The sequence below is a fragment of the Tenacibaculum sp. AHE14PA genome (genome assembly GCF_019278465.1).
In the GTDB taxonomy this organism is placed as follows: Bacteria; Bacteroidota; Bacteroidia; order Flavobacteriales; family Flavobacteriaceae; genus Polaribacter; species Polaribacter bernardetii.
Window position 1 is genome coordinate 2283402 of record NZ_CP058983.1, and the last position, 22961, is coordinate 2306362.

At 30.5% G+C, this 22961-nt stretch carries 17 protein-coding genes; 7 read left to right on the plus strand and 10 right to left on the minus strand.

What is annotated here, in order from left to right; translation table 11 throughout:
• Positions 1-6 precede the first annotated feature (6 nt).
• From H0I30_RS10500 to H0I30_RS10510, 3 genes are read left to right on the plus strand one after another with little or no spacing between them, the layout of a single operon-like run.
• Positions 7-777 (plus strand): DUF4292 domain-containing protein, encoded by a 771-nt coding sequence (locus tag H0I30_RS10500; protein ID WP_218771814.1) that lies wholly within the window; start codon positions 7-9, stop codon positions 775-777.
• A complete protein-coding gene (locus H0I30_RS10505; RefSeq protein ID WP_218771815.1) occupies positions 777-1991 on the plus strand; it encodes a murein hydrolase activator EnvC in 1215 nt (404 codons plus the stop codon). The genes H0I30_RS10500 and H0I30_RS10505 overlap by 1 nt, the downstream gene beginning before the upstream one ends.
• A gap of 9 nt (positions 1992-2000) precedes the next feature.
• Positions 2001-3035 carry an AI-2E family transporter gene (locus H0I30_RS10510; protein ID WP_218771816.1) on the plus strand — a complete coding sequence of 345 codons (1035 nt, stop codon included), beginning with the start codon at positions 2001-2003 and terminating at the stop codon, positions 3033-3035.
• A 7-nt stretch (positions 3036-3042) separates the two neighbouring features.
• Here H0I30_RS10510 and H0I30_RS10515 read toward each other — a convergent pair whose 3' ends face one another.
• Both H0I30_RS10515 and H0I30_RS10520 read right to left on the minus strand, forming a co-directional pair.
• Entirely contained in the window at positions 3043-3555 is a 513-nt protein-coding gene (locus H0I30_RS10515) for an acyl-CoA thioesterase (protein WP_218771817.1), read from the minus strand.
• Between the two features lie 59 nt (positions 3556-3614).
• Positions 3615-4511 (minus strand): SPOR domain-containing protein, encoded by an 897-nt coding sequence (locus H0I30_RS10520; protein WP_218771818.1) that lies wholly within the window; start codon positions 4509-4511, stop codon positions 3615-3617.
• A gap of 95 nt (positions 4512-4606) precedes the next feature.
• Here H0I30_RS10520 and dprA point away from each other — a divergent pair, with 95 nt between their 5' ends.
• Together dprA and H0I30_RS10530 are read left to right on the plus strand one after the other, a co-directional pair.
• Positions 4607-5710 (plus strand): DNA-processing protein DprA, encoded by a 1104-nt coding sequence (gene dprA, locus H0I30_RS10525; RefSeq protein WP_218771819.1) that lies wholly within the window; start codon positions 4607-4609, stop codon positions 5708-5710.
• Between the two features lie 12 nt (positions 5711-5722).
• A complete protein-coding gene (locus H0I30_RS10530; RefSeq protein WP_218771820.1) occupies positions 5723-6808 on the plus strand; it encodes a hypothetical protein in 1086 nt (361 codons plus the stop codon).
• Between the two features lie 7 nt (positions 6809-6815).
• Here the strand turns inward: H0I30_RS10530 and H0I30_RS10535 are convergent, their stop codons facing one another.
• The 6 genes from H0I30_RS10535 to sbcD form a co-directional block, all read right to left on the minus strand.
• On the minus strand, positions 6816-8921 hold the full coding sequence (locus H0I30_RS10535) for a penicillin acylase family protein (protein ID WP_218771821.1): 2106 nt from the start codon (positions 8919-8921) through the stop codon (positions 6816-6818).
• A 31-nt stretch (positions 8922-8952) separates the two neighbouring features.
• Positions 8953-9810 carry a DMT family transporter gene (locus H0I30_RS10540; protein ID WP_218771822.1) on the minus strand — a complete coding sequence of 286 codons (858 nt, stop codon included), beginning with the start codon at positions 9808-9810 and terminating at the stop codon, positions 8953-8955.
• A gap of 3 nt (positions 9811-9813) precedes the next feature.
• A complete protein-coding gene (locus H0I30_RS10545) occupies positions 9814-10350 on the minus strand; it encodes a metal-dependent hydrolase (protein ID WP_218771823.1) in 537 nt (178 codons plus the stop codon).
• A 179-nt stretch (positions 10351-10529) separates the two neighbouring features.
• The gene (gene mfd / locus H0I30_RS10550) at positions 10530-13910 is read right to left on the minus strand and encodes a transcription-repair coupling factor (protein WP_218771824.1); all 3381 of its coding nucleotides are present in this window, start codon (positions 13908-13910) and stop codon (positions 10530-10532) included.
• Positions 13911-13985: 75 nt separating this feature from the next.
• The gene (locus H0I30_RS10555) at positions 13986-17639 is read right to left on the minus strand and encodes an AAA family ATPase (protein WP_218771825.1); all 3654 of its coding nucleotides are present in this window, start codon (positions 17637-17639) and stop codon (positions 13986-13988) included.
• Positions 17640-17651: 12 nt separating this feature from the next.
• Positions 17652-18854, minus strand: coding sequence for an exonuclease subunit SbcD (gene sbcD / locus H0I30_RS10560; RefSeq protein ID WP_218771826.1), 1203 nt, complete (start codon positions 18852-18854; stop codon positions 17652-17654).
• Between the two features lie 457 nt (positions 18855-19311).
• Between sbcD and H0I30_RS10565 the strand changes: the two genes are divergently transcribed.
• A complete protein-coding gene (locus H0I30_RS10565; RefSeq protein WP_218771827.1) occupies positions 19312-19746 on the plus strand; it encodes a TerB family tellurite resistance protein in 435 nt (144 codons plus the stop codon).
• Positions 19747-19800: 54 nt separating this feature from the next.
• Positions 19801-20391 carry an outer membrane beta-barrel protein gene (locus tag H0I30_RS10570; RefSeq protein ID WP_218771828.1) on the plus strand — a complete coding sequence of 197 codons (591 nt, stop codon included), beginning with the start codon at positions 19801-19803 and terminating at the stop codon, positions 20389-20391.
• A 54-nt stretch (positions 20392-20445) separates the two neighbouring features.
• Here H0I30_RS10570 and gltX read toward each other — a convergent pair whose 3' ends face one another.
• Complete coding sequence (gene gltX, locus H0I30_RS10575; RefSeq protein WP_218771829.1) at positions 20446-21963, minus strand: glutamate--tRNA ligase; 1518 nt, start codon at positions 21961-21963, stop codon at positions 20446-20448.
• Between the two features lie 121 nt (positions 21964-22084).
• The gene (locus tag H0I30_RS10580; protein WP_218771830.1) at positions 22085-22891 is read right to left on the minus strand and encodes a hypothetical protein; all 807 of its coding nucleotides are present in this window, start codon (positions 22889-22891) and stop codon (positions 22085-22087) included.
• Between the last annotated feature and the right edge of the window lie 70 nt (positions 22892-22961).

A 22961-nucleotide genomic window follows, 5' to 3' on the forward strand; every position in this document is an offset into this window, starting at 1 on the left:
AATTATATGAAATACTTTACAGTACTTATTGTCTTATTTATAGGATTTACCTCGTGTAAATCAACTAAAATAGCTACCAATAATTTGGTTGAAATTAAAGAAATGTCTGCCAGAAAAGTGGCAAAAAAACATATTTCGGCAAATTTCGATGAAAAAACGATTGATGCACGTTTAAAGGTTAATTATAAAAATACTAAAGATGATGTTGGTTTTTCAGTACGAATGAAAATCAAAAAAGATGAAGTTATTTGGTTAAAAGGAACTAAATATATTACTGTTTTTAAAGCCAAAATTACTCCTACAAAAGTACAGTTTTATTCTTCTTTTTATAAAAATTATTTCGATGGAGATTTTTCTATGTTAAAGGAATTATTAGGAACTGATATTAACTTTCAGCAATTACAAAACATGTTGTTGGGCCAATCTTTATTTAACGTAAAATCTGAACGTCACGAGGTAGAAATTATTGAAAAATCATATCAACTATCACCTAAAAAGCAAGCTATTTTATTTGATTTGTTTTTTAATATAAATCCGCTTCATTATAAACTAAACAAACAATCGGTTGTAAACTCAACAAAAAATCAGCGTTTAGATATATCATATCCTACATATTTGAATAAAAAAGGAGTGTTATTTCCTGAAAAAATTAATATTAATGCAAAACAAAACAATAAGTTTACTGTTATTGATATTACAACACGCTCGGTAGAGTTTGATACAAAATTGAATATTGATTTTAGAATGCCTAACGGTTATAAAGAAATTAAATTATAATGAAAAAAACTGTTCTTTATCTCTCATTTTTATGTCTTTTTTTAATAAGCTTTTCTTCGTTTAGTCAAGAGCGAAAAACGCTGGAAAAAAAACACAAGGCAATTAAAAATGAAATTAAGCAGATTAATAGTTTGTTGTTTAAAGCTAAAAAAGACAGAGGAAATGCTTTAGACGACTTAAAAGATTTGAGTCAAAAAATTGGTGCAAGAGAGCGTTTAATTGAAGTGATTGAATTAGAATCTAAAAAGCTATCTGATGAAATAGCTTTAAATGAAAAACAACTAGCAACCTATAACGATCAGTTAAAAAAATTAAAAGGAGAGTATTCTGATATGGTTGTAAAAACCCACAAAAGTAAATCTCAACAAAGTAAAACAATGTTTTTGTTGTCTTCTGAAAGCTTTTATCAAGCTTATAAGCGATTAAAATACATGCAGCAATACAATGAGTATCGAAAAAAGCAAGGAGAAGATATCGTTGTAAAAACAACAGAAATTAAAGCATTTAATAACTCTTTAATCGAGAAAAGAAAAGCTAAAGAAAAATTAATTTTTGATGAAAAATCTCAAAAAGAAGAAATAGAATCTGATAAAAAAAATCAAGAAAAATTAATTTCTAAAGTTAAAAAGGAAGAAAAAAAATACAAACGAGATTTACAACAAAAATTAAAAGAAGAACAACGTATAACAGCTCGTATTGATAAATTAATTAAGGCTGCTATTGCAAAAGCAAATAAAGGTAAAAAAACATCTAAAAAAGGAGGTTCAGGATTTGTTTTAGATACTGCTGAAAAGAAATTGTTAGCAAATTTCGAGCAAAACAAAGGAAGTTTACCTTGGCCTGTAAGCGGAATTATTACCAGAAAATATGGTATACAACCGCATCCAACTTTTTCAGGAATAAAAATAAATAGCCCAGGATTACATATAGTAACGAAAGCAAAAACAGACGCTAAAAGCATATTTAATGGCAAGATATTAGCACTTCAATCTCATTCTGGAGGGAAGAAATCAGTCTTAATTCAACACGGTAGTTATATATCATCTTATAATAACCTCGAAAGTGTTTATGTAAAAAAAGGAGATATTATAAAAACCGGAGATAAAGTAGGTAAAGTTTTTACTGATAAGATTTCTGGTAAAACTACATTACTTTTTATTTTATCAAAAAATATTAATCGTTTAAATCCTGCAAAATGGATACGTACTAACTAATATAAATCAATGAAAAACCCTGCAAATTTCATCATAGTTATTGTTGTAATTATAGCCGCATTGGTTATTGGTAAAGGAATTTTAATTCCTTTTGTTTTTGCTTTACTTTTTTGGTTTTTAACACGTGAAATACGTAAAACTATATACAAAATACCACTTGCTAAAAAGTATATACCTATTTGGTTAAGTAATATATTAGTATTTACTTTTATTGTTTTAAGCTTTGGTTTTGTATCGGGAATTATTACAAATAGTATATCTGATTTAACAACATCTTACTCTAAATACGAGCCCAATATTGATGCTATTATTAATAGTTTAGATGCCTATTTTCATATTGATATTATTAAATCGGTAAAATCTGTAATAGGTGATTTTAATTACGGCTCTTTTTTAGGGGATATTGCAAACGGAATTAGTAGTTTATTAGGAGATACTTTTATGATAATAATTTACGCTTTATTTATTTTTTTAGAAGAAAGTAGTTTTAAAAAGAAGCTTGTAAAAGTTTTTAAAGATAAAGACGATAAGTACACTAACATGAAATTTATGTTAGATAAAATTGAGTTTTCTATTTCTAATTACCTTCGCTTAAAAACATATGTAAGCTTACTTACTGGTTTTTTAAGTTATACTGTTTTGCTAATTGTTGGTGTAGATAGTGCGCCGTTTTGGGCATTTTTAATCTTTTTACTAAATTATATACCAACAATAGGCTCGTTGGTAGCTACTATTTTTCCGGCAACTTTTAGTTTAATTCAGTTTGGTGAATTTACACCATTCTTAATTGTATTAATTGCTGTAGGTTCCGTACAAGTAGTGGTTGGTAATATTATAGAACCAAAATTATTTGGAAAATCACTAAACTTAAGTCCGCTAGTAACAATATTATCTTTAGCTGTTTGGGGAAAAATATGGGGCGTTACAGGTATGATTTTAAGTGTACCAATTACCGTAATTATGATTATTATCTTTTCGCAATTCGAGAAAACAAAAGCAGTCGCCATTTTCTTATCCGAAAACGGCGAAATAGATGAGATTTAAGCTGTTTTTATCCTAAAAACAACGCCTTAAGCTCAGTAGCATCTTTAGGGTCTAATTTACCCGCTAAGACCAAACTTAATTGCTTTCTACGTAAAGCGCCATCGTAACGTTTTTGCTCTAATTCAGTTTCTGGATTAATTTGAGCAACCGGTACAGGCTTACCTGTTTCATCTACAGCAACAAACGTGTAAATTCCTTCATTTACCTTGGTTTTTTCACCAGATTGACGATCTTCAATCCAAACATCAACATATATCTCCATTGATGATTTAAAAGCTCTCGAAACCTTTGCTTCAACCGTAACAACACTTCCTACAGGAACCGATTTGGTAAAAGCAACATGATTTACAGAAGCGGTAACCACAATTCTTCTAGAATGACGACGTGCAGCAATACTACAAGCTCTATCCATACGAGCTAATAATTCTCCACCAAAAAGATTGTCTAAATAATTAGTTTCTCCTGGTAAAACAAGGTCGGTAAGTACTGTTAGTGATTGTTGTGGTGTTTTAGCTGTCATCAGTTAAATTTTGATGCAAAGATATAAATAAAGCTAAAAACAAGTTATTTAAAAGCCGATTATTTAATCAATAACCAAGCATCGGCGCTTACAGTTTGCTGAATCAACGCTAACTCTTTACGAGCTTCCTCTTTAGAGTTAAAACTTGTAAATGTAACCTGAGTTAATCCAAATTTATTTAGCCCTATTATTTTAGCATCATAACCAAGTTGTTGTAATTCTGCTAATTTATTTTCGGCATTTTTAACTTCCTGAAAAGCACCTGCAACAATATGAAAATTATTTTCTTTAGATTTTGATACATTTAAATTAATAGCCGGTAATGGGTTGTCGATTACAAAAGTTGCCGACTGTATCTTCTTGGTCGCTAATTTTTGTTGATCTGCTAATAATTCATTTTCAAATTGATACTGAATACCATTCCAACCAGCATAACTAACTCCTAATAAAATTACGGCTGTTGCTGCATATTTTAAAAATACTGGAATTTTATTTTCCTTTTCTTCAACAATAGGCAATGGTTTAACTTCTTGTTTAAACCTTGTTACTGAATTACCTTCAACTTCTGATAACCCAAAAGATGCTACTAAAAAGTTATGTGTAGCATTTGGTTCAAAAACAACCTGTTTTGCTTCGTTTAAAGATAATGTTCCTACAGAAGCAACTGTAATAGTACTAGTTGCTATTTCTTTTTTCCACTCAACAACTGCATTTGCAATGAAAGCTGTCGCTTCTTCAAAAGAAATATTTTTACTAGAAGCAATATGATTTGCCAATAAACCATCATTATGTTGCAAGTACGCATTAAAGGTAATTTGCTTTTTAGGCGGATAAAATGTGTGCGTAGCATCGTTCATTTTAGCACCTATTTTGTTGGTTACAAAACCTCCAAATTCAGGAACAATTACGCAATCGTATCTGTATAATAAATCGTTTATGTAGTTAGCTAATGTCATAATAACAAATATAGTTTTTTTGCTGAGTAGTTTGTAATTTATACATAATTTTTATCAACAGTTTTTTTGTATATTGATAATCAAATTATTGCTTCATGAAATCAACTAAAATCTTAGCTATTCTTAGATTACAAGCCACTAAAAACGTGGGTGATATTTTAGCTAAAAAGTTAATTTCTGCAACTGGTAATGTAGAACAGGTGTTTAAAGAAACCGCAACTTCTTTGCAAAAAATAAACGGAATAGGATCTCATGTTACCAATCAATTATTTGATATTACTAACTTAAAAAGGGCAGAGGAGGAGCTGCTGTATATTCAAAAAAACAACATTAAATATTCTTATTTTTTAGATGATGATTATCCTCAGAACCTAAAACAATGTATCGACGGACCTATTTTATTTTTTCATGATGGCAATATAAATCTTAATAGTAAAAAAATTATTTCGATTGTAGGTACACGAAAAATAACTTCTTATGGTCGTGATTTCTGCAAGCAATTGATAGATGATTTATCAGCATACAATCCGATAATTGTTAGCGGATTTGCATACGGTGTAGATATTTGTGCCCATAAGGCAGCTATTAAAAACAACCTCCAAACTATTGGTGTTCTAGCGCACGGATTTGAACAAATTTATCCGAAAACACATAAAAAATATATGAGCGAGGTTCATAAAAACGGCGGATTTATAACTGAGTTTTGGCATGAAGAACAACCACTACGTGAAAATTTTCTAAAACGAAATCGTATTGTTGCGGGTATTTCTAAAGCTACAATTATATTAGAATCTGCAGAAAAAGGAGGTTCTTTAGTAACTTCAGACATCGCAAATTCTTATAATCGTGATGTTTTTTCATTGCCTGGCAGAACAACCGATTTGTACAGCAAAGGCTGTAACAATCTTATTAAAAATAACCAAGCGCATTTATTAACCTCAGCAAATGATGTTGTAAAAATGTTAAACTGGGATATTCAACAATCAAAAACAGCAGATTCTGTGCAACAACAATTATTTGTTAATTTAAATGAGCAAGAGCAAAAAGTATATGATTTTTTACAACTAAGAGGAAAACAACTGTTAGATGTAATTGCTTTAGAGTGTGATATTCCTGTTTATAAATTATCTTCTTTGTTACTTGAAATGGAACTTAAAGGTATTATTAAACCTTTGCCCGGTAAATTGTTTGCCATTTAGTACCTTTGACGCATGTCTGAAGAAAAATTAATATCCCAAAGAAAACCTGCATATCCTATTAATAAAAAGCTAGCTCTTTATTTAAAAAGGCATAATAGAACAATTCAAATTCCTATTTTTTATGATGATTTGTTGCGTTTTCAAGGAGCAATATCTGTATACGATAAAGATGATAATGACACTTTGTGGGTTCGTGTGTATTACAATGAATTTGAACGAGAAGAAATAGATTTAAGTTTAAAAAAAATATATAATATCTTACACTCAAATGGTTCTGATGCAGGTATTAAACACTTAAATATTGATGCTGTTGATTTTTGCACCTTTGGTAACTCTCAGCCATTTAGAGTAAAAGTCCGTAATATTTTAAACGATAACTACACCTATTTTTACGTTAAAAAAACCGATGCTTCTCGTGTTTATGGCTTAGAGATTGAAGATATTTTATCGCCATACAATTTAAACTTCTTGGTATATAAAGACACTTTAATTGAAGAGCATATTTCAGGAATTCCTGGTGATGTTTTTATAAAAGATTATTTAGATGATTGTTTAGAAATTGAAAAAACACAATTAGCAAAAGAGTTTGTAAAGTTTAACGAACGTTGTATGATTCGTTTATTAGGTGATATGCGTTCTTACAATTATGTTGTAGTGCCCACGCACGATTTTGAAAATGTAGTGTATAAAATACGTCCGATAGATTTTGATCAGCAATGTTATGAAGGCAAGTTTAAAGTGTATTATCCACAGTTTTTTAAAGAGAACTTAAAGATGGTGCAATTGGTTACTAAAAAATTAGATTCTGAATCGGTAGAGCAATATCAATTAGAAGAAAGATCTATTGTTGCGAAAAGAATTTTAGCTACTCGTTCTCGCTTAAATAGATTACTTGCCGCAATGAAATCAGATAACATTTCGATTCCTAAAAATATCGAAAAATTAAAATCTGAAATTTTTGAACTTACTGGCGATATAAATTTTAGAGATAGTGACGGTATGGGTGAATTACTAGACAATGCCTTAACCTTTATTCGTAGAAATTACGAAGATGTAACTATGAAAAGTATTATACAGCAACAGCAAAAATTATATTAATATAAATTTACTCTTCAACAACTTGCATTGGAGAGTATATTTTTACCGCATTCTTTAAAACCTCAGCTTTATTTAAAGTCATTTTTTTAAGCTTATAATTGGTAAAATCTTCCATTTGAGAAGTTGCATGTTTATCGCCAATATTTGCGTTAGATCCGTATGAATTTATGGTTTCTATTTCTGTACCTTTATCACTAAAACGAATTAATTCTATATGAGATTCACCTGCAAAAGCTCTATATGTTTTGTCGGTTTCATTTACTTTTTTAGAATAGATTGCTGCTAAAACATCTGGCGCTCCACCTATTGGTAAATTTACATTTCCGCGAGAATGTCTTTGTAATTCGCCTAATTCTATTTGTAAAGAACCGTAGTTTTTTAACAACTCTTCTTTTGCTTTTGTAATTCCGAATACACAATCTTCTAACGTAACAGAACCTCGCCTAACATCACGCCCTTCTTGTTTTCTTTTTTCATTTAAGTGCATCCAAGTTAAAATATACAAAGCTGCTGTTTTATTGGTTTTATCCGTTTTTCTATCCCAAGTATTTAATAATAAAATTGCATCGGCTATATCTGGATAGTCAGACGGATTTAAATTCATTAAATCCTCTAAATTTAACGCAGTTCTGGTCATCATTTTGTTAGGATATTGATTATCATACTTAATAGTTTTAAAATCATCATATGAAATGGAATCGTATTCTTGCATCAGCTCTAAAAAACGAGAACTTCTATTATTTTCCATTCCCGTAATTTGATAGCCCATTTGTTTATTCAACGGGGTTTCTTTAAAATTATTAATAGAATCGGTTGCTGAAAAAGGCGTGTTATTGGTATTAAAAACCCAACCACTCGAAGGATTTAAAACTTGCGGCAAACTATCAAACGGAACCAACGTATTATCCCACAATGTTTTTGATGTGTTTCCTGGCAATACTTTACTCCAATCATAGGCAGGGTCTCTTACCGGAAAACTACCGTTACTTACATAATAAATATTGTCTTCTTTATCTGCATACACAATATTTAAGGCAGCAATTCCACGCATTTCTAAAGCCTCTTTAAACTCTTTAAAGTTGCTAGCTTTGTTCATTTTAAACCATTGCTCTGCCATTTTTATCGATTTCCCAACTACAAATCTCCATGCAAAAACACCATCATCTGTTTTAAAAGTTGGGCCGTATTTACTTTCGTAAATAGTTTTTGAAATTGGCACTTTTATAGGACCAAATTTTAACCAAGACCAATATGTTTTTTCTTTTAACCCAATCCACTCCTCATCAAACTTATAAAAATCATCTTTTTCTGGATGCATTTCTAGTTGATAAACATCAGAAAAATCGGCATGATTTACGGTATGTGCCCAACCTAAATTCTCATTTGCTCCATGAAAAATACAAATCCCGCCAGCAAATGTTCCACCTAAAATATTCATTCCCTCTTCAGAAATTAAGTGCGCTTCGTACCAAGAATACCAACCCTCTAATGGTTGATGAGAGTTTACGGCTAAATACGTTTTACCGTCCGTCGTTTTATTTTTAGAAAAGGCAAAAGCATTAGATCCTTTAGGAACATCACTTTTTAAATCTTTAATAATAGTACCACCTAAAATCTTTTTTAGATCGTCTCCTGCGTGCGAAACTTCTAAATTACCCAATAGGTAGCCAGTAATAATATCAGCGCCTGTAAGTGGAAATAAATCATCTAACAACACTTTTTCTGGGTGCAACGTTGCATACGCGTTTACACCAGCAACAAAACTTTCTAAATATTTTTTAAAATCGCCAGTAACATCAGTATGGTATTTTTTTTCGGCAATTTCTTTTAATCCCATGAATTTAATTCCGAAATCTGCCACCAAGCCATCTTTTCCTTTTATTTCCCCCAACATTCCTTTACAAGCTGCCATTAATTCTTGTAGCGTTACAAAATCATCTTCACATTGTGTCCACGCTAATCCGTAGGCAACCTCAGCATCAGTTTTTGCCATAATATGTGGTACTCCGTATACATCTCTCGCTATTTTAATGTTTGATAATTCTTTTCCTTCGGGTGTTGAAGAGCAGCTAATTAAAAGTGTTAAAAAGAAGAAATAGAAAAGAGTACGCATGTTAGTTGTTTTTTTGTAAATATAAACAATGTTATTTTTTACTACGGATACTTTCGATAATAACCGTTGCTAAAATTAAGCTTCCGCCCATAAAAGTGTTCCACGTAGGAATTTCATTTAAAAAGATAAAAGCTAAAATGATTCCGAATATAGGTTGTACACTACTAATAATACTTGCAGTGGATACTGAAAAAAACTGTAGTGAATGTACCATTAAACTATGGCCAATTGCTGTGGTTAACAATGCTAACAATAATACATACGGATATTGACTTTCAAACCCAGAAACATCCATAAAAAACAACACAGGTACTAAACATATTGTAATTATTAAGGTTTGATAAAACATTAATAATACACCGTTGTATTGCAATACATATTGTTTTAAAATTAAGATTCTAATCGAGTAGCATAGGGCAGAGAGGAGTCCGAATAATATTCCTTGAACATTCTTACTTTCTAAATTAAAATCTGGCGCTAATGTGTAAATCCCTAATAAAACCATGCAACCTAAAAGAAGATATATAGGGTTGAATTTTATTCTTAAAAACAAAGGCTCTAAAAAGGCTATCATTACCGGAAAAGTATATAAAGACAACATTCCGATAGCAACGTTAGATCGTTTTAGGGCATAGAAATAGGTAATCCAATGAAGAGCCATGAAAACTCCGCTAATTATAAACGGCACCACATGTTTGGTGGATTTTAATGGAATATCAATTTTTTTAAATCGACAAAAAACATATAAAAATACCATAGCAAAAGCAGAGCGAAACCATACAATTACCTCTGATGGCATAGCAATATATTTGCCCAAAACACCTGAAGTACTCACAAAAAATGTAGCTACTAATAGGCCTGATATATTTTTTAGATGATTGTTTTGCATTGGTTATTTTTTGCTTCTCTTAAAATAGCTTGTAATTAACATATAAATTATAATCGGAATTCCAATCCAAATAAACTCACTCATAAGCACTTTAACACCTCTTTCACCAAAGAAACGTTCAATTCCAATAGGCGATACTTTAATTGGTCGCCACGGAAAAAAATACCGACTCGTATCGAAAGGAGAAAAAAATGCAACTCCTAAACCACCAGTTGTTAAAGCATCTAAAATAGCATGTGAAGCGGTACATATTGTAAAAAATAAAATGAGAACTGCACCTTTTTTGGTGAATATTTCTTTTCTGTAAAATATTAAGGTGATTAAAATCCCTAAAATGAACGCAAATAAAAGTGAATGCGAAAAGCCGCGGTGTCCCCAAAAACTGCTGTATTTAACTCCGAAACTAAAGCCTATTACATCAGCATCTGGTACTATTGCACAACAAATGCCTAATAAAAGGAATTTCCAATTTACAATCGATTTCGAAAATCCTTTTCCGATAGCAAACGATGCTAATGCGTGACCAAATATTGAAGCCATTTTATATTTTTTCTTTATTACGAATAGTAAAATGATGAAATAATCTTTTATTTAGATATAGGTTGCTTCGTTCCTCACAATGACACTTTTTATATTCTAGTTCACGTCATTACGAACAAAGTGAAGTAATCTGTGTATTTCTTATAGAGATTGCTTCGTGCCTCGCAATGACGTTCGTTTTATACTTTTTGTAATATTTTTAAAGCTGTATTTACCGAATCAATTCTAATAAAAGTGATTAATAATCGCAATCCGTTTTTGGTTTTCTTCTCTTTCATAACACAACTTTTCGAGTTCTTTTGAACATACTGTAACATTTTAGTAAATGCTGGTGTTTGATAAAATCCGCTTTGTTGATCAGAAACAAAATAACCAATCATACGTTTTTGTTTTAAAATAACTTTCTCTAAACCAAGTTCTTTGGCCAACCATTTTATACGAACACTGTCTAATAAATCTTGTACTTGTGTTGGATATTCTCCAAAACGATCGGTAATTTGACTTTCAAATTCTACCAATTCTTTTTCTTCGGTTAAGGTTCCTAATTTGTTGTATAAACTTAATCTTTCGGTTACAGAATTTACATAATCATCAGGAAAAAGAATTTCAAAATCGGTATCAATCTGAACTTCTTTTACATATTCTTTCGGTACATTTTCGTCTACCGGATATAAATCTTTAAATTCATTTTCTTTCAACTCAACAATAGCTTCTTGTAATATTTTCTGATACGTATCAAAACCAATATCATTTATAAATCCGCTTTGTTCACCACCTAATAAATCACCAGCACCACGAATTTCTAAATCCTTCATGGCAATATTTAATCCGCTTCCTAAATCAGAAAATAACACCAATGCTTCAATACGTTTACGTGCATCATCCGTCATCATATGAAATGGTGGCGTAATAAAATTACAGAATGCTTTTTTGTTCGATCGCCCAACACGACCTCGCATTTGATGCAGGTCTGATAATCCGAAGTTGTTGGCATTATTTATAAAAATAGTGTTGGCATTTGGTACATCTAATCCGCTTTCGATAATAGTAGTAGACACCAATACATCAAACTCGTTGTTCATAAAACCAAGCATTAATTCCTCTAGTTTTTTACCTTCCATTTGTCCGTGCCCAATGCCGATTTTAGCATTCGGTACCAAACGTTGTAATAAACCTGCAACTTCTTTAATATTTTCGATTCTATTGTGGATAAAAAATACCTGTCCACCTCGAGAAATTTCATAAGAAATGGCATCACGAATTGTTTCTTCGCTAAAGCGGATTACACTAGTTTCGATAGGATGACGATTTGGAGGTGGCGTTTTTATTACCGATAAATCACGTGCTGCCATTAAACTAAACTGTAACGTACGTGGAATAGGGGTAGCAGTTAAGGTTAACGTATCTACATTTTCTTTAATCGTTTTTAACTTATCTTTTACAGCAACACCAAATTTTTGCTCTTCATCAATAATTAACAATCCTAAGTCTTTAAAATTGACTTTTTTGTTAGTTAATTGATGTGTTCCTATCACAATATCTACACTTCCGTTAGTAACACCTTCTAAAACTGTATTACGCTGTTTTGTGGTTCTAAAACGGTTTAGATAATCTATGGTAACCGGAAAGTCTTTTAAGCGCTCTGTGAAGGTTTTAAAGTGCTGAAAAGCCAAGATAGTAGTTGGAACTAAAACAGCCACTTGCTTTCCGTTATCTACTGCTTTAAAAGCAGCTCTAATAGCAACTTCTGTTTTACCAAAACCAACATCACCACACACCAAACGATCCATCGGTTGTGCTTTTTCCATATCTGCTTTTACATCTTGTGTTGATGTAAACTGATCAGGCGTATCTTCATAAATAAAACTTGCTTCTAACTCGTGTTGCATATGCGTATCCGGACCAAAAGCATAGCCTTTTTGTAATTTACGCTTTGCGTATAACTGAATTAAATTAAAGGCAATGTGTTTTACTCTTGCCTTGGTTTTTTGTTTAACTTTTTTCCAAGCATCTGAACCTAATTTATATATTTTAGGTGGTTTTCCGTCTTTACCATTAAACTTCGATATTTTATGAAGTGAATGAATGCTAACATATAAAATGTCACGATCGCCATAAATAAGTTTAATGGCTTCTTGTTTTCTATCTTCAACATCAATTTTTTGTAATCCTGCAAACTTTCCTATTCCATGATCGATATGCGTTACATAATCGCCAATTTCTAACTTGGTAAGTTCTTGTAAAGTGATAGATTGTTTTTTCTCGTAACCGTTTTTTAAGCGGAATTTATAATAACGCTCAAATATTTGATGATCGGTATAACAAACAATTTTATTTTCTAAATCAACAAATCCTTGATATAACGGAAACACAATAGTTTCATAAGAAACCTCAGCTTCATTATCATCAAAAATATCGTGAAATCGTTGTGCTTGTTTATCGTTAGAGCAGAATATATAATTGGTAAATCCTTTTGCTGAAAATTCATTGAAATTCTGAATTAACAAATCGAATTTTTTATTAAAAGATGGCTGCGGATGGGTGTTAAATCGAATCGTTTCGTCATTCCGAACTTGTTTCGGAACCTCATCTTTATGCGACGCTGAATCAAGTTCAGCGTGACGTACCTTTCCAAAATTTACGGTTGTAAATTCTTGTAACTGATTACTAATTAATGCACCATCACAAAATAATTCTGATGGTTTTGAGTGTTTTATATCTGTAGATAGTTCATTAAACGATAACTCTGCTTTTTTATAGAACTTATCTAAATTTTCGGTAAGAATATCGCTGTTTTTTACAAAAATCGCTGTTTTAGAAGCGATGTATTTTAAGAAGCTCTCTCTACTTTCTTGTAGTGTTTTGTTTTCTACATTCGGCATTATAGAAACTTTCTTCAGTTTTTCTTTAGAAAGTTGAGTTTCTACATCAAAAGTTCGAATACTATCTACCTCATCACCAAAAAACTCCATTCGATAAGGCTCATCATTAGAAAATGAAAACACATCGATTATTCCCCCACGCACGGAAAATTCACCAGGTTCGGTAACAAAATCTACACGATTAAAATTGTATTCGAACAATACTTCGTTTACAAAATCGGGAGATACATTTTCGCCAACCGTAATTTTTAAGGTGTTTTTTTCGAGGTCTTTTTTAGTAACTACTTTTTCGAATAAAGCGGCAGGGTAGGTTACAATTATTGCAGGTTTTTTGCGCGAATTGATTCGATTTAAAACCTCAGAACGCAACAATACATTGGCATTATCGGTTTCTTCTATCTGATATGGTCTTCGGTAAGATCCCGGATAAAATAACACGTTTTTATCGCCTAATAATTGTTCTAAATCGTTTAAATAATAGGCCGCTTCTTCCTTATCGTTAAAAATTAACAAATAGGGTTTATCAGCTTTTTTAAAACTTTCAGAAATAACAAAAGACAACGAAGAACCAACCAAATTCGCTATTTGAAAATGGTGTTGTTCTTGTTGAAGTGCATTTACAACCTGCTTTACGTTGCCTGATTGTTGGTAATGATTTACAATAGTTTGCTTGCTCAACCTTAAAAAATTTACGCAAATATACGAGTATTATTTCTTTGTATTTAGTGCGTTTTATTCTTTATCTGAATGCTATTATACGATATCAACAACACTTATTCCGTTGCTTTTTTTGGTGATTTTAATTTGAGTAGGAATACGTTCTTTTAAATTTTCTACATGCGATATAATTCCGATCATTTTGCCTTGCGCTTGTAAAGTTTCTAAGGTAGAAATTACCGTTTCTAAGGTATTGCTATCTAAAGTACCAAAACCTTCATCAATAAATAAGGAGTCTATTTTTACATTTTTACTTGCCAAGTCAGATAATCCTAAGGCCAGCGCTAAACTGATAATAAACTTTTCGCCACCACTAGAGGTATCTACCAACCTTGCTTGATCTGTTTGGTAATGATCAATTAAATTAAAATTAAGTTCTTCTTTAGGTTTGTACGCTTCTTCCATTTTTAATGAATAGCGCTTATTCAACTTATACAAATGCACATTGGCAAGATCTAACAAATGTTTTAAGGTTAAACGCTGTACGTACACATTAAACGCATCTTTAGAGTTTCCTATAACTTTAAATAATGCAGCCCAAACACCGCAAATTTTTGCTTGTGCATCTATCTTTTTAGATACTTCTTTATTTCGATTTCTTATTTCTTGATCTTTTCTAAAAGCTTCAACTATTTTACCTTTTTCGGTTAAAAATCCTTTATTTTTTATTGATAAATCTTCTAAAACAGCGTTGTTTTCTATTACTGAAATTTCAAAATCTCGTTGTTTATTTAAGTTTTCAAAAGCTTTTAAATTACTTTCTTTTTTGGTTTTAAGAGTAATCTTATTTTCTTTAATACGCTCTTTATTTTGCGTGTATTTTTCTATATCTTCTTTAGGTAATAGTGCTTTTTCAATTTCCTCTTTAGTAGTGAAATCACTTAGTTTTAAATCACTCGTTAAATTTGATGTTAAGCTGGTTAAAACTTTAATTAGCTCCGTTTGTTCTTTAACTGTATTTGTTTTTAAAGCTACCGTTTCAGTTTTTATGTCCAGATGCTTTTGTAAATCTTTTTTATGATTTTCTAATTTTTCTGTAAGTTGATTAACAACCAACTGCAAATGCTCTCTTTTATCAGTAACCGTAACATTTAATGGTAAAATAGCGATTCTTTTTTTAGTAAAATCTTTTATTTTAACATCATTTCCCTCTTTATTTTTATAGTATTCTTGGTAAGTTTTACCATCTTTTACTTGCAGGTTTTTATTGTTTTTTAAATTATTATTTAAAACAGTAAGTGCTGATGTTAGTGTATTTAAAACTTGAGCTTCTTTATTGTAATTACTAATAGATGCTTCTATATTTTGAATAAAAACATCTATCGTTTCAACAGATGGTAATACATACTTATATTTTGCTAGTTTTATTCTTAAATCATTTTCTATATTACTACAAGTTGTATTTAAACGCGCTATTGCTTGCTCTTTAGTTTCAATCTCGGTAGTGCTGTTTTTAATATGCTCTTTTTGGGTAGCAACCGATGTTGTTAACGTACCTAAAGCTTCTTTTAAAATATTTATTTTCTCTGAAGCTTCATTTTTTGCTGTTTGTAATTTTTGAGCAATTTCTATGTTTTTGTTTAAAACTATCAACGCTTCTGAAGTTGATTTTAACGTTGATTTTATTTTATCAACATCGGTTAATTCACCCTGAATATTAATTTTACTTGCTGATAATTTAAAATCTTCAAGCGATAAAACAATCGCTTTTCTTTGTTTACTTAATCCGTCAATTGCAGTTATTGTTTGTGCTTTTTTCACCTCTAAACTACTCTTAGAGCTTGAAATTTCCTGTAGTTTTGTTGTTCTTGAATTAAATTCTAATTCGGCTTTAGAAACCTCATTTATTTTGGAATTATCTACAAACGGATGTTCTTTAGATCCGCATAAACCACAAGGTTCTCCTGATTTTAATCGCAAGCGATCACTTTCGTAATTTGCAATGCTTTTTTCTAAATCTAAAATTTTTGAAGCATCACTAACTGCTTTTTCTTGATTTTCAAAAGCTATTTTCACCAACTTCAACTCTTCTTCTATTAATTTCGAAGCGTTTACTAATTTGTGTTGCTCGGCTTCTATTTCCGTTTGTGCAGCTTTGGTTTTAAGGGTTTGTTCAGAAATATTTTTAAACTGTTCCCAATTGTCTTTTTGTATCAGTAACTCTTCTTTATTCTTTAAAAGTTGCTGAAAATCTTTTTTCACTAATTCATCTGAAATGCGAACATATTCTTTTTCTACCGTTGCAATTTCTGTTGATTTTTTGGCCAATAATTCAACATCAGTAGTTAAAAGATGCGTGTTTTTTAGAACTTCTTTCTTTTTAAGCGCTACAAAATCTGCATCTTCCTTTAAAGATTGTTTACTAGCTTTTAAGGTTGTTAATTCTTGTGTCCAATTAGAAATTTTATCAGCAACCTCTTTTAAAAACTTGTTTTCATTTAAAAACAAAGCTATTTCTTCTACTTTAACCGTCGTTACTGTAATTTCTTTTAGTATGCTTTTTTCTTCTTCTTTTAAACGCTCTACTTGTTCGGTTAATCCTTTAAGTTGTTGCGTATTTTTTTCTTTTTGAGCTACTTCATTTTTTAATTGTCCGTCTAGTTTTGTTATGAATTCGAACTTTGGCAGCCATTCCGAAAATTCTTTATTTGCTTTTTCAAACAGCAATTTTTCTGTGAAAACCAATTTTTCTAAACCATCAATTGTTGGTTTTAGTTGTGCTAATTGGTTATCAATATTTTTTAATGTTGCTATTTTTTTAAGTTGTTCTTTTTCTGTTCTATTTAAATCCTGAATAAGTTCTTTAAACGGTGCTGCTTTTTCATTTAAAGCCAAAGCATCTAGTTCTGTTTGATGCTTTTTTATATAAAGATCAATGCTTTTAACAGCTTCCTCATACTCTTTGGCCTCTTTAGTTAATTTATCAAACTGAACATACCAATCTGCTATAGCTTGCGTAGCTTTTAACTCTTTTTCGATCGTATTAATATCCGAAGTAAGTGCCGTATCTTTTTGTTTTAGCGCTGTTTTTTCTTCTGTTGATAAAACATCATCGGCATTAATTTTAGCTTGAATATCTTTTAATTTTTTTTCTTCTTTCGATTTTCTATCTAAAACACCTTGGCCAATTTTTTTATAAATTTCTTCACCCGTAATTTGCTCTAATAATTTACCTTTATCTGGCCCTTTAGCCGATAAAAACGACGCAAAATCACCTTGAGCCAGCATTACAGATCGTAAAAACTGATTATAATCTAATTGAGTTACCTTATTAACTTCTATAATTAAAGCTCGTTTTTGAGTGGCAATAATAACATCGTTCGTTAAGTTTTTTAAACTTACTTCTTCTTTGGCATTCTTATATTTTTTTCCTAATTTATCAGCAATTCTAATTCCCCAAAAAGCTTCATAAATAAAATTATTGTTTTCGAAAGTAACTCTACTAAAAGCATCATTTGCACTGTGACTTACCACATCTATCAACGAACCTTTTGTACCACTAAAACGTGGAACATTATGATATAATGCAATCGTTATAGCGTCTAAAATAGTCGTTTTTCCTGCACCAGTAGAACCTGTAATGGCAAATAAACCAACATCCTTAAATTGCTCATTTTCAAAATCGATTACAATAGGTGCATCTGATTTTAAAGAATTTATATTTTGTAATTCTATTTTTAATATTTTCATATCAATATATAATTATTGATTTTTAACAACTTGTAATACTTCATTAAAGGCATCCCAAACTTCCGGATTTTCCTTTAAATCAAAATCCATTTCTTCGCATTTTAACCTAAAAACTTCGGTTGGTAATAATTCTTTAATCGATTTTGTATTTTCTAGCAATTCTTCAATTCCTTGTGTTTTTCGTTGTTTTTTTAAAGAGGTTTTTAATATTTCGAAGCAATATTTTTCAGCAGCTGTTTTTAGCTCTTCTGTATTTATGGTGTTATTTTCATTTAAAACAATTTCTAGCCAAGGTGTTAATTTATAAGGATTAGAAGTAATACTCGAAAACCCATCAATACATTCGGTCATGGTTCCCGTTAATTTATAAAACTCTCTAAAACGTGGAACCAAAACATCTTCAATAGCATTTATTTCATTGTTTTTGGTAGTTAAAACCAGTACTTTTTTATCGTAGTTAATTTCACTAAAACTTAAAATATTTGGAGAACCAGAGTATCTTACTTTGTCATTTCCACCAATTATTTGTGGTCTATGTAAATGCCCCAAAGCGATGTAATTAAAATATGTAGGGAAATCTGCTGCACCAATATGTCCTAAAGTACCAACATAAATATTTTGTTCACTATCAGAAACCGAACCACCTGTTGCAAATAAATGTCCCATTGCAATAACGGGTGCATTGCTTGTATTTATTAATTCGCATTGTGCTGCAACTAACTGATAATGGTTAATTAAAGCTGTTTTATACTTATCTGTAAGCTCATTAAAAGATTCTCCTGCTACGGCTCTTCTAATATCTCCATCACGCAAATAGGGTACTGCACCAACGATAATTTTTTCATCATTTATATCAATTTCGAAAACTTCATCTTCAATGTTTTCTGTTGCTTTACCAACAACTTTTATAGACAATGCATCTAATATATGTTTTGGTGCATTTAAAGTTCCTGGAGAATCGTGATTACCGCCAGTAATAATAATAGATTTACAACTGGTTACTTTTAATTTTACCAAAAAGCTGTAATACATCTCTAAACTTTGGTTAGATGGTGAACCGGTATCAAATATATCTCCTGAAATTAATAATACATCAATTTTTTGATCGATAATATAGTTTTCAATCCAATTTAAAAACAAGGTTTGTTCTTCTAATTGTGATTGTTCATGTAATCTATGACCTAAATGCCAATCGGCAGTATGAAGTATTTTCATTTAATATGTTTTTAAAACTTAAAAGCAACTTATAAATTAAGAAGGTAAAAACTTTATCATTTATAATTTGTAAAAATAAAGACTAGGAATAGTAAACCATTACTTTTTCAGTTTTTCATTTCTAAAACTACACATAAATTAAAAAATAATTTTATTGTTTTATGAATTTCCATATTTATTAACTTCATGTTAAAATTACATGTTTAAATCATGTTTTAACAGCTCTTTATGTCTCATCCAAGCAATCCGTAAGGTTGTTTTTTTTAATGTATTAAAACCGTTTATCTGACGCTGTTTTTAATTGATATTAATTATATAAACACTTAAAATTATAAAAAAAAATAATAGTAAGTTTTATCTTTATTTCTTAACTTTCGTAAAAGGTTTATCGTAACTTTTTTTTCATCTTTGCCCTATAAAAGAGTAAAGGTTATTTTTAATTATTAAAACATAAAAAATGTCAATATCAGATTTATATTCAAGTGGAAAACACAAACAAGAAATTGGGCAATTTGCCAGCGTTGTAAAAATTGCTAAGTCAGATGGTATTATTGCTGAAGGTGAACAAAAGTTATTAGATAGGGCTGCAAAAAGATTACATATTGATGAAACGGAATATGCAATCATTTTAAAAAATCCAGAAAAGTTTCCAGTTAATCCACCTGCAAGTTACGACGAACGTATTGAGCGTTTATACCGTTTAACTAAAATGGTTTTTGCTGATGAACATATAGATATGGCACAAATAAAATTAATGCAAAAAACTGCCATTGCCTTAAATTTTTCTTCAGATAATGTAGAGAAAGTTTGTGATGAAGCTGTTCACCTAGTTATGAACGACAATGATTTGGATACATTTACAATTGCAATTAAAAAAGTAAATGCTATTTAAAATACCTATACTAAATTGCAGTTAATCAAGTTATTATTATAAACGCTCCCACTTATGAAAAATAAAATTTTACTAATTACAATCCTTTTTTGCTCGATAAATTTATTTTCACAAAATTTAAATGATTCTTGGCAAATAGGAATTGGAATGGGAGTTACTAAGTTTAATGAGAGTGATGTTGCATTTATTGGAGATCAGTATCTTTTTCAAACACCTGTTATTAGTATAACAATGCCAATTGGTGAACGTTTATCTATTGACGGAGCAATGTCTTTTAATACAATTAATGACATTGGTGTGATTAGTAATTCTGTTAACTATTTTTCTATGGATGGTTCGTTGCGTTATAACTTTAATGCAGTGTTAGATAAATTTAGTCCGTATGTATTTGTAGGTGCTAGTATTGTTGATTCTGAACGCAAAATGACGCCTACTGCTAATATAGGTGCTGGGGGTATTTATTGGTTAACTGATAAAATAGGGATAAACCCACAAATATATTATAAACACTCTCTTGAAAGTTACGAAAGTATGCGTTCACATATTCAAGGAACTTTAGGGTTGGTTTTTAAATTAAATTGGAATAATGCCGGAAGTGTTAATCGTGGAGGAAACTCTTCTTCTTGTTATTATAATCAGTTTTAAAAATAATAGTATATAAAACAAAAATCCCGCTTTAATAAAGCGGGATTTTTGTTTTTATGATAATTTCGCAATCGCGTTGTTAATTCGTTGTAGTGTATTCTCTTTACCAATCATTGTCATAATATCAAACAAATCAGGTCCTGCTAATTTACCTACAAGACTTAAACGTAATGGTTGCATTACTTTACCAAAACCAATTTCTTTAGCCGTTATCCAACCTTTAATATCAGTTTGAGCATTTTCTATCGTAAAATCTTCAATCTTATCGATAACTGTGGTTAATTCTTGCATTAACTCGCCAGTAGTATCTTTCCATTGTTTTTTTGATGCTTTTTCGTCATATTCTGAAGGATTCACAAAGAAAAAACTTGATAAATCCCAAAAATCAGCAACAAACGTAGCTCTCTCTTTTATTAATGAAACTACTTTTTCAGTAAAAACTGCATCTGTATTGATTCCTTTTTCATTTAGAATAACAGTATATAATTCCGTTAATTCTTTATTTGATTTCTGTTGTAAGTATTGTTGATTAAACCAGTTTGTTTTATCTGGACTAAACTTAGCGCCAGATTTACTAACTCTACTTAAATCGAAAGCTTCAACCAAACCTTCTAAAGAGAATATTTCTTGTTCCGTACCAGGATTCCATCCTAATAAAGCTAACATATTTATAAATGCATCGTTAAAATAACCATCTTCTTTATACCCACGAGAAACATCACCTGTTTGCTCGTTTGTATATTCTAAAGGAAATACAGGAAATCCTAATTTATCGCCATCACGTTTACTTAATTTTCCTTTACCTACTGGTTTTAAAATTAATGGTAAATGTGCAAATTTTGGAGCTTCCCAATCAAATGCACGATATAATAAAGTGTGAAGTGGGAGAGAAGGTAACCATTCTTCACCACGAATAACATGGCTTATTTCCATTAAATGATCATCAACAATATTTGCTAAATGATACGTTGGCATTCCGTCTGACTTAAATAATACTTTATCATCTAACGTATTAGTATCAATTTTAATCGTTCCACGGATTTCGTCTTGTAATAACAAGGTTTCATCTTGCGGGGTTTTAAAACGTACAACATATTTTGTACCTGATGCTAATTTATTTTTTATTTCGTCATCAGAAAGATTCAATGAATTATCTAACGTAGCACGATTGTGCCAATTATAAATAAACGTTTTTCCGTTTTCTTCATCATTCTTTCTTTGTGCATCTAATGCATCTGCTGTATCAAAAGCATAATAAGCCCAGCCTTTTTCAATTAATTCAATTGCATATTTTTTATACAATTCTTTACGTTCTGACTGACGGTATGGTCCGAACTTCTCATTATTTCCTGGTCCTTCATCAAAAGGAATATTACACCATTTTAAAGCATCAATTATATATTGTTCAGCATTTGCTACATAACGAGTTTGGTCGGTATCTTCTATACGTAACACAAAAGTTCCGTTATATTTTTTAGCAAATAAGTAATTGAATAAAGCAGTTCTTACACCACCAATATGTAAAGGTCCTGTTGGGCTAGGAGCAAAGCGTACTCTTACGTTGTCAGTCATTTTTTATTAATTTGAAAGCGCAAAGATAGTTTTAATAAAAAGAGAATAGAAATTAGATAAAAGAAAAAAGAGAAGCTTTTATAAAAGCTTCTCTTTGTAATTAAATATAGTATATGATAGTTTAAAACTTGTGATATAAACCAAAACTAATTGCTGGTGCTTGTGCAACATTTCTACCTGCAAAAGCTCCACCAAAAGCAACGTTTGCTCCAAAATTAGCATTAACTTCTCCTATTAATTTTAATCCGAAGGCTGCATAACTTTGGTTATTAACATACAAACCTGTGTTTAAATTTTCTGATGGTAATACAATATCTCCATTATCTAAAGATGCTACACCATCTAAAAAACCAGCAATCCAAAGCCAGTTTAATGTTTTGTAACCAATCTCACCACCTAATTTATAATTGCTACTATAATCGTTTGTGCGAATATCAAAACCTGTAAAAGCTTGTACGTACCAATTATTAAAACCTCTACCAGCAATAAATAATGGTGTAAAACTCCAAGCATCATAACCTGTTCGTAAACCTGTTACCGCATCATAATTACCTGTATTGGCCTCAACATTTAATTGCCCTGTTAACAACCATTTTTTATTACTAAAGTTATGTTTTATTCCGAATTGAAGGTTACCTAATGAATTATTACTTGGTGCTGATGTTGCATTTGATGATGTTAGTTTAAACGGAAAATTTAAAACTAAAGTTGTTTTGTCTGATATACCGTATTCGGTATATAATTGTAGTGTGTTATCTGAAATTTTTTGACTTAGATTTATTTCTGGACTTCCAAATAGTTTATCATAATTAGAAATCGATGTATATGATAATTGCACATAGGTTTCGTTCTTCTTTTTAGTCCACGGACTTTGAGAAAAAAGGTTAAAAGAAATAAATAATAGTAGTAAAGTAGTTAGTTTTTTCATCCGATAAATAGTTATTAGTAAAGTTTAAAATGAAATTTCAACTGTTTAGTAGTTAAAAATAAATGAATCT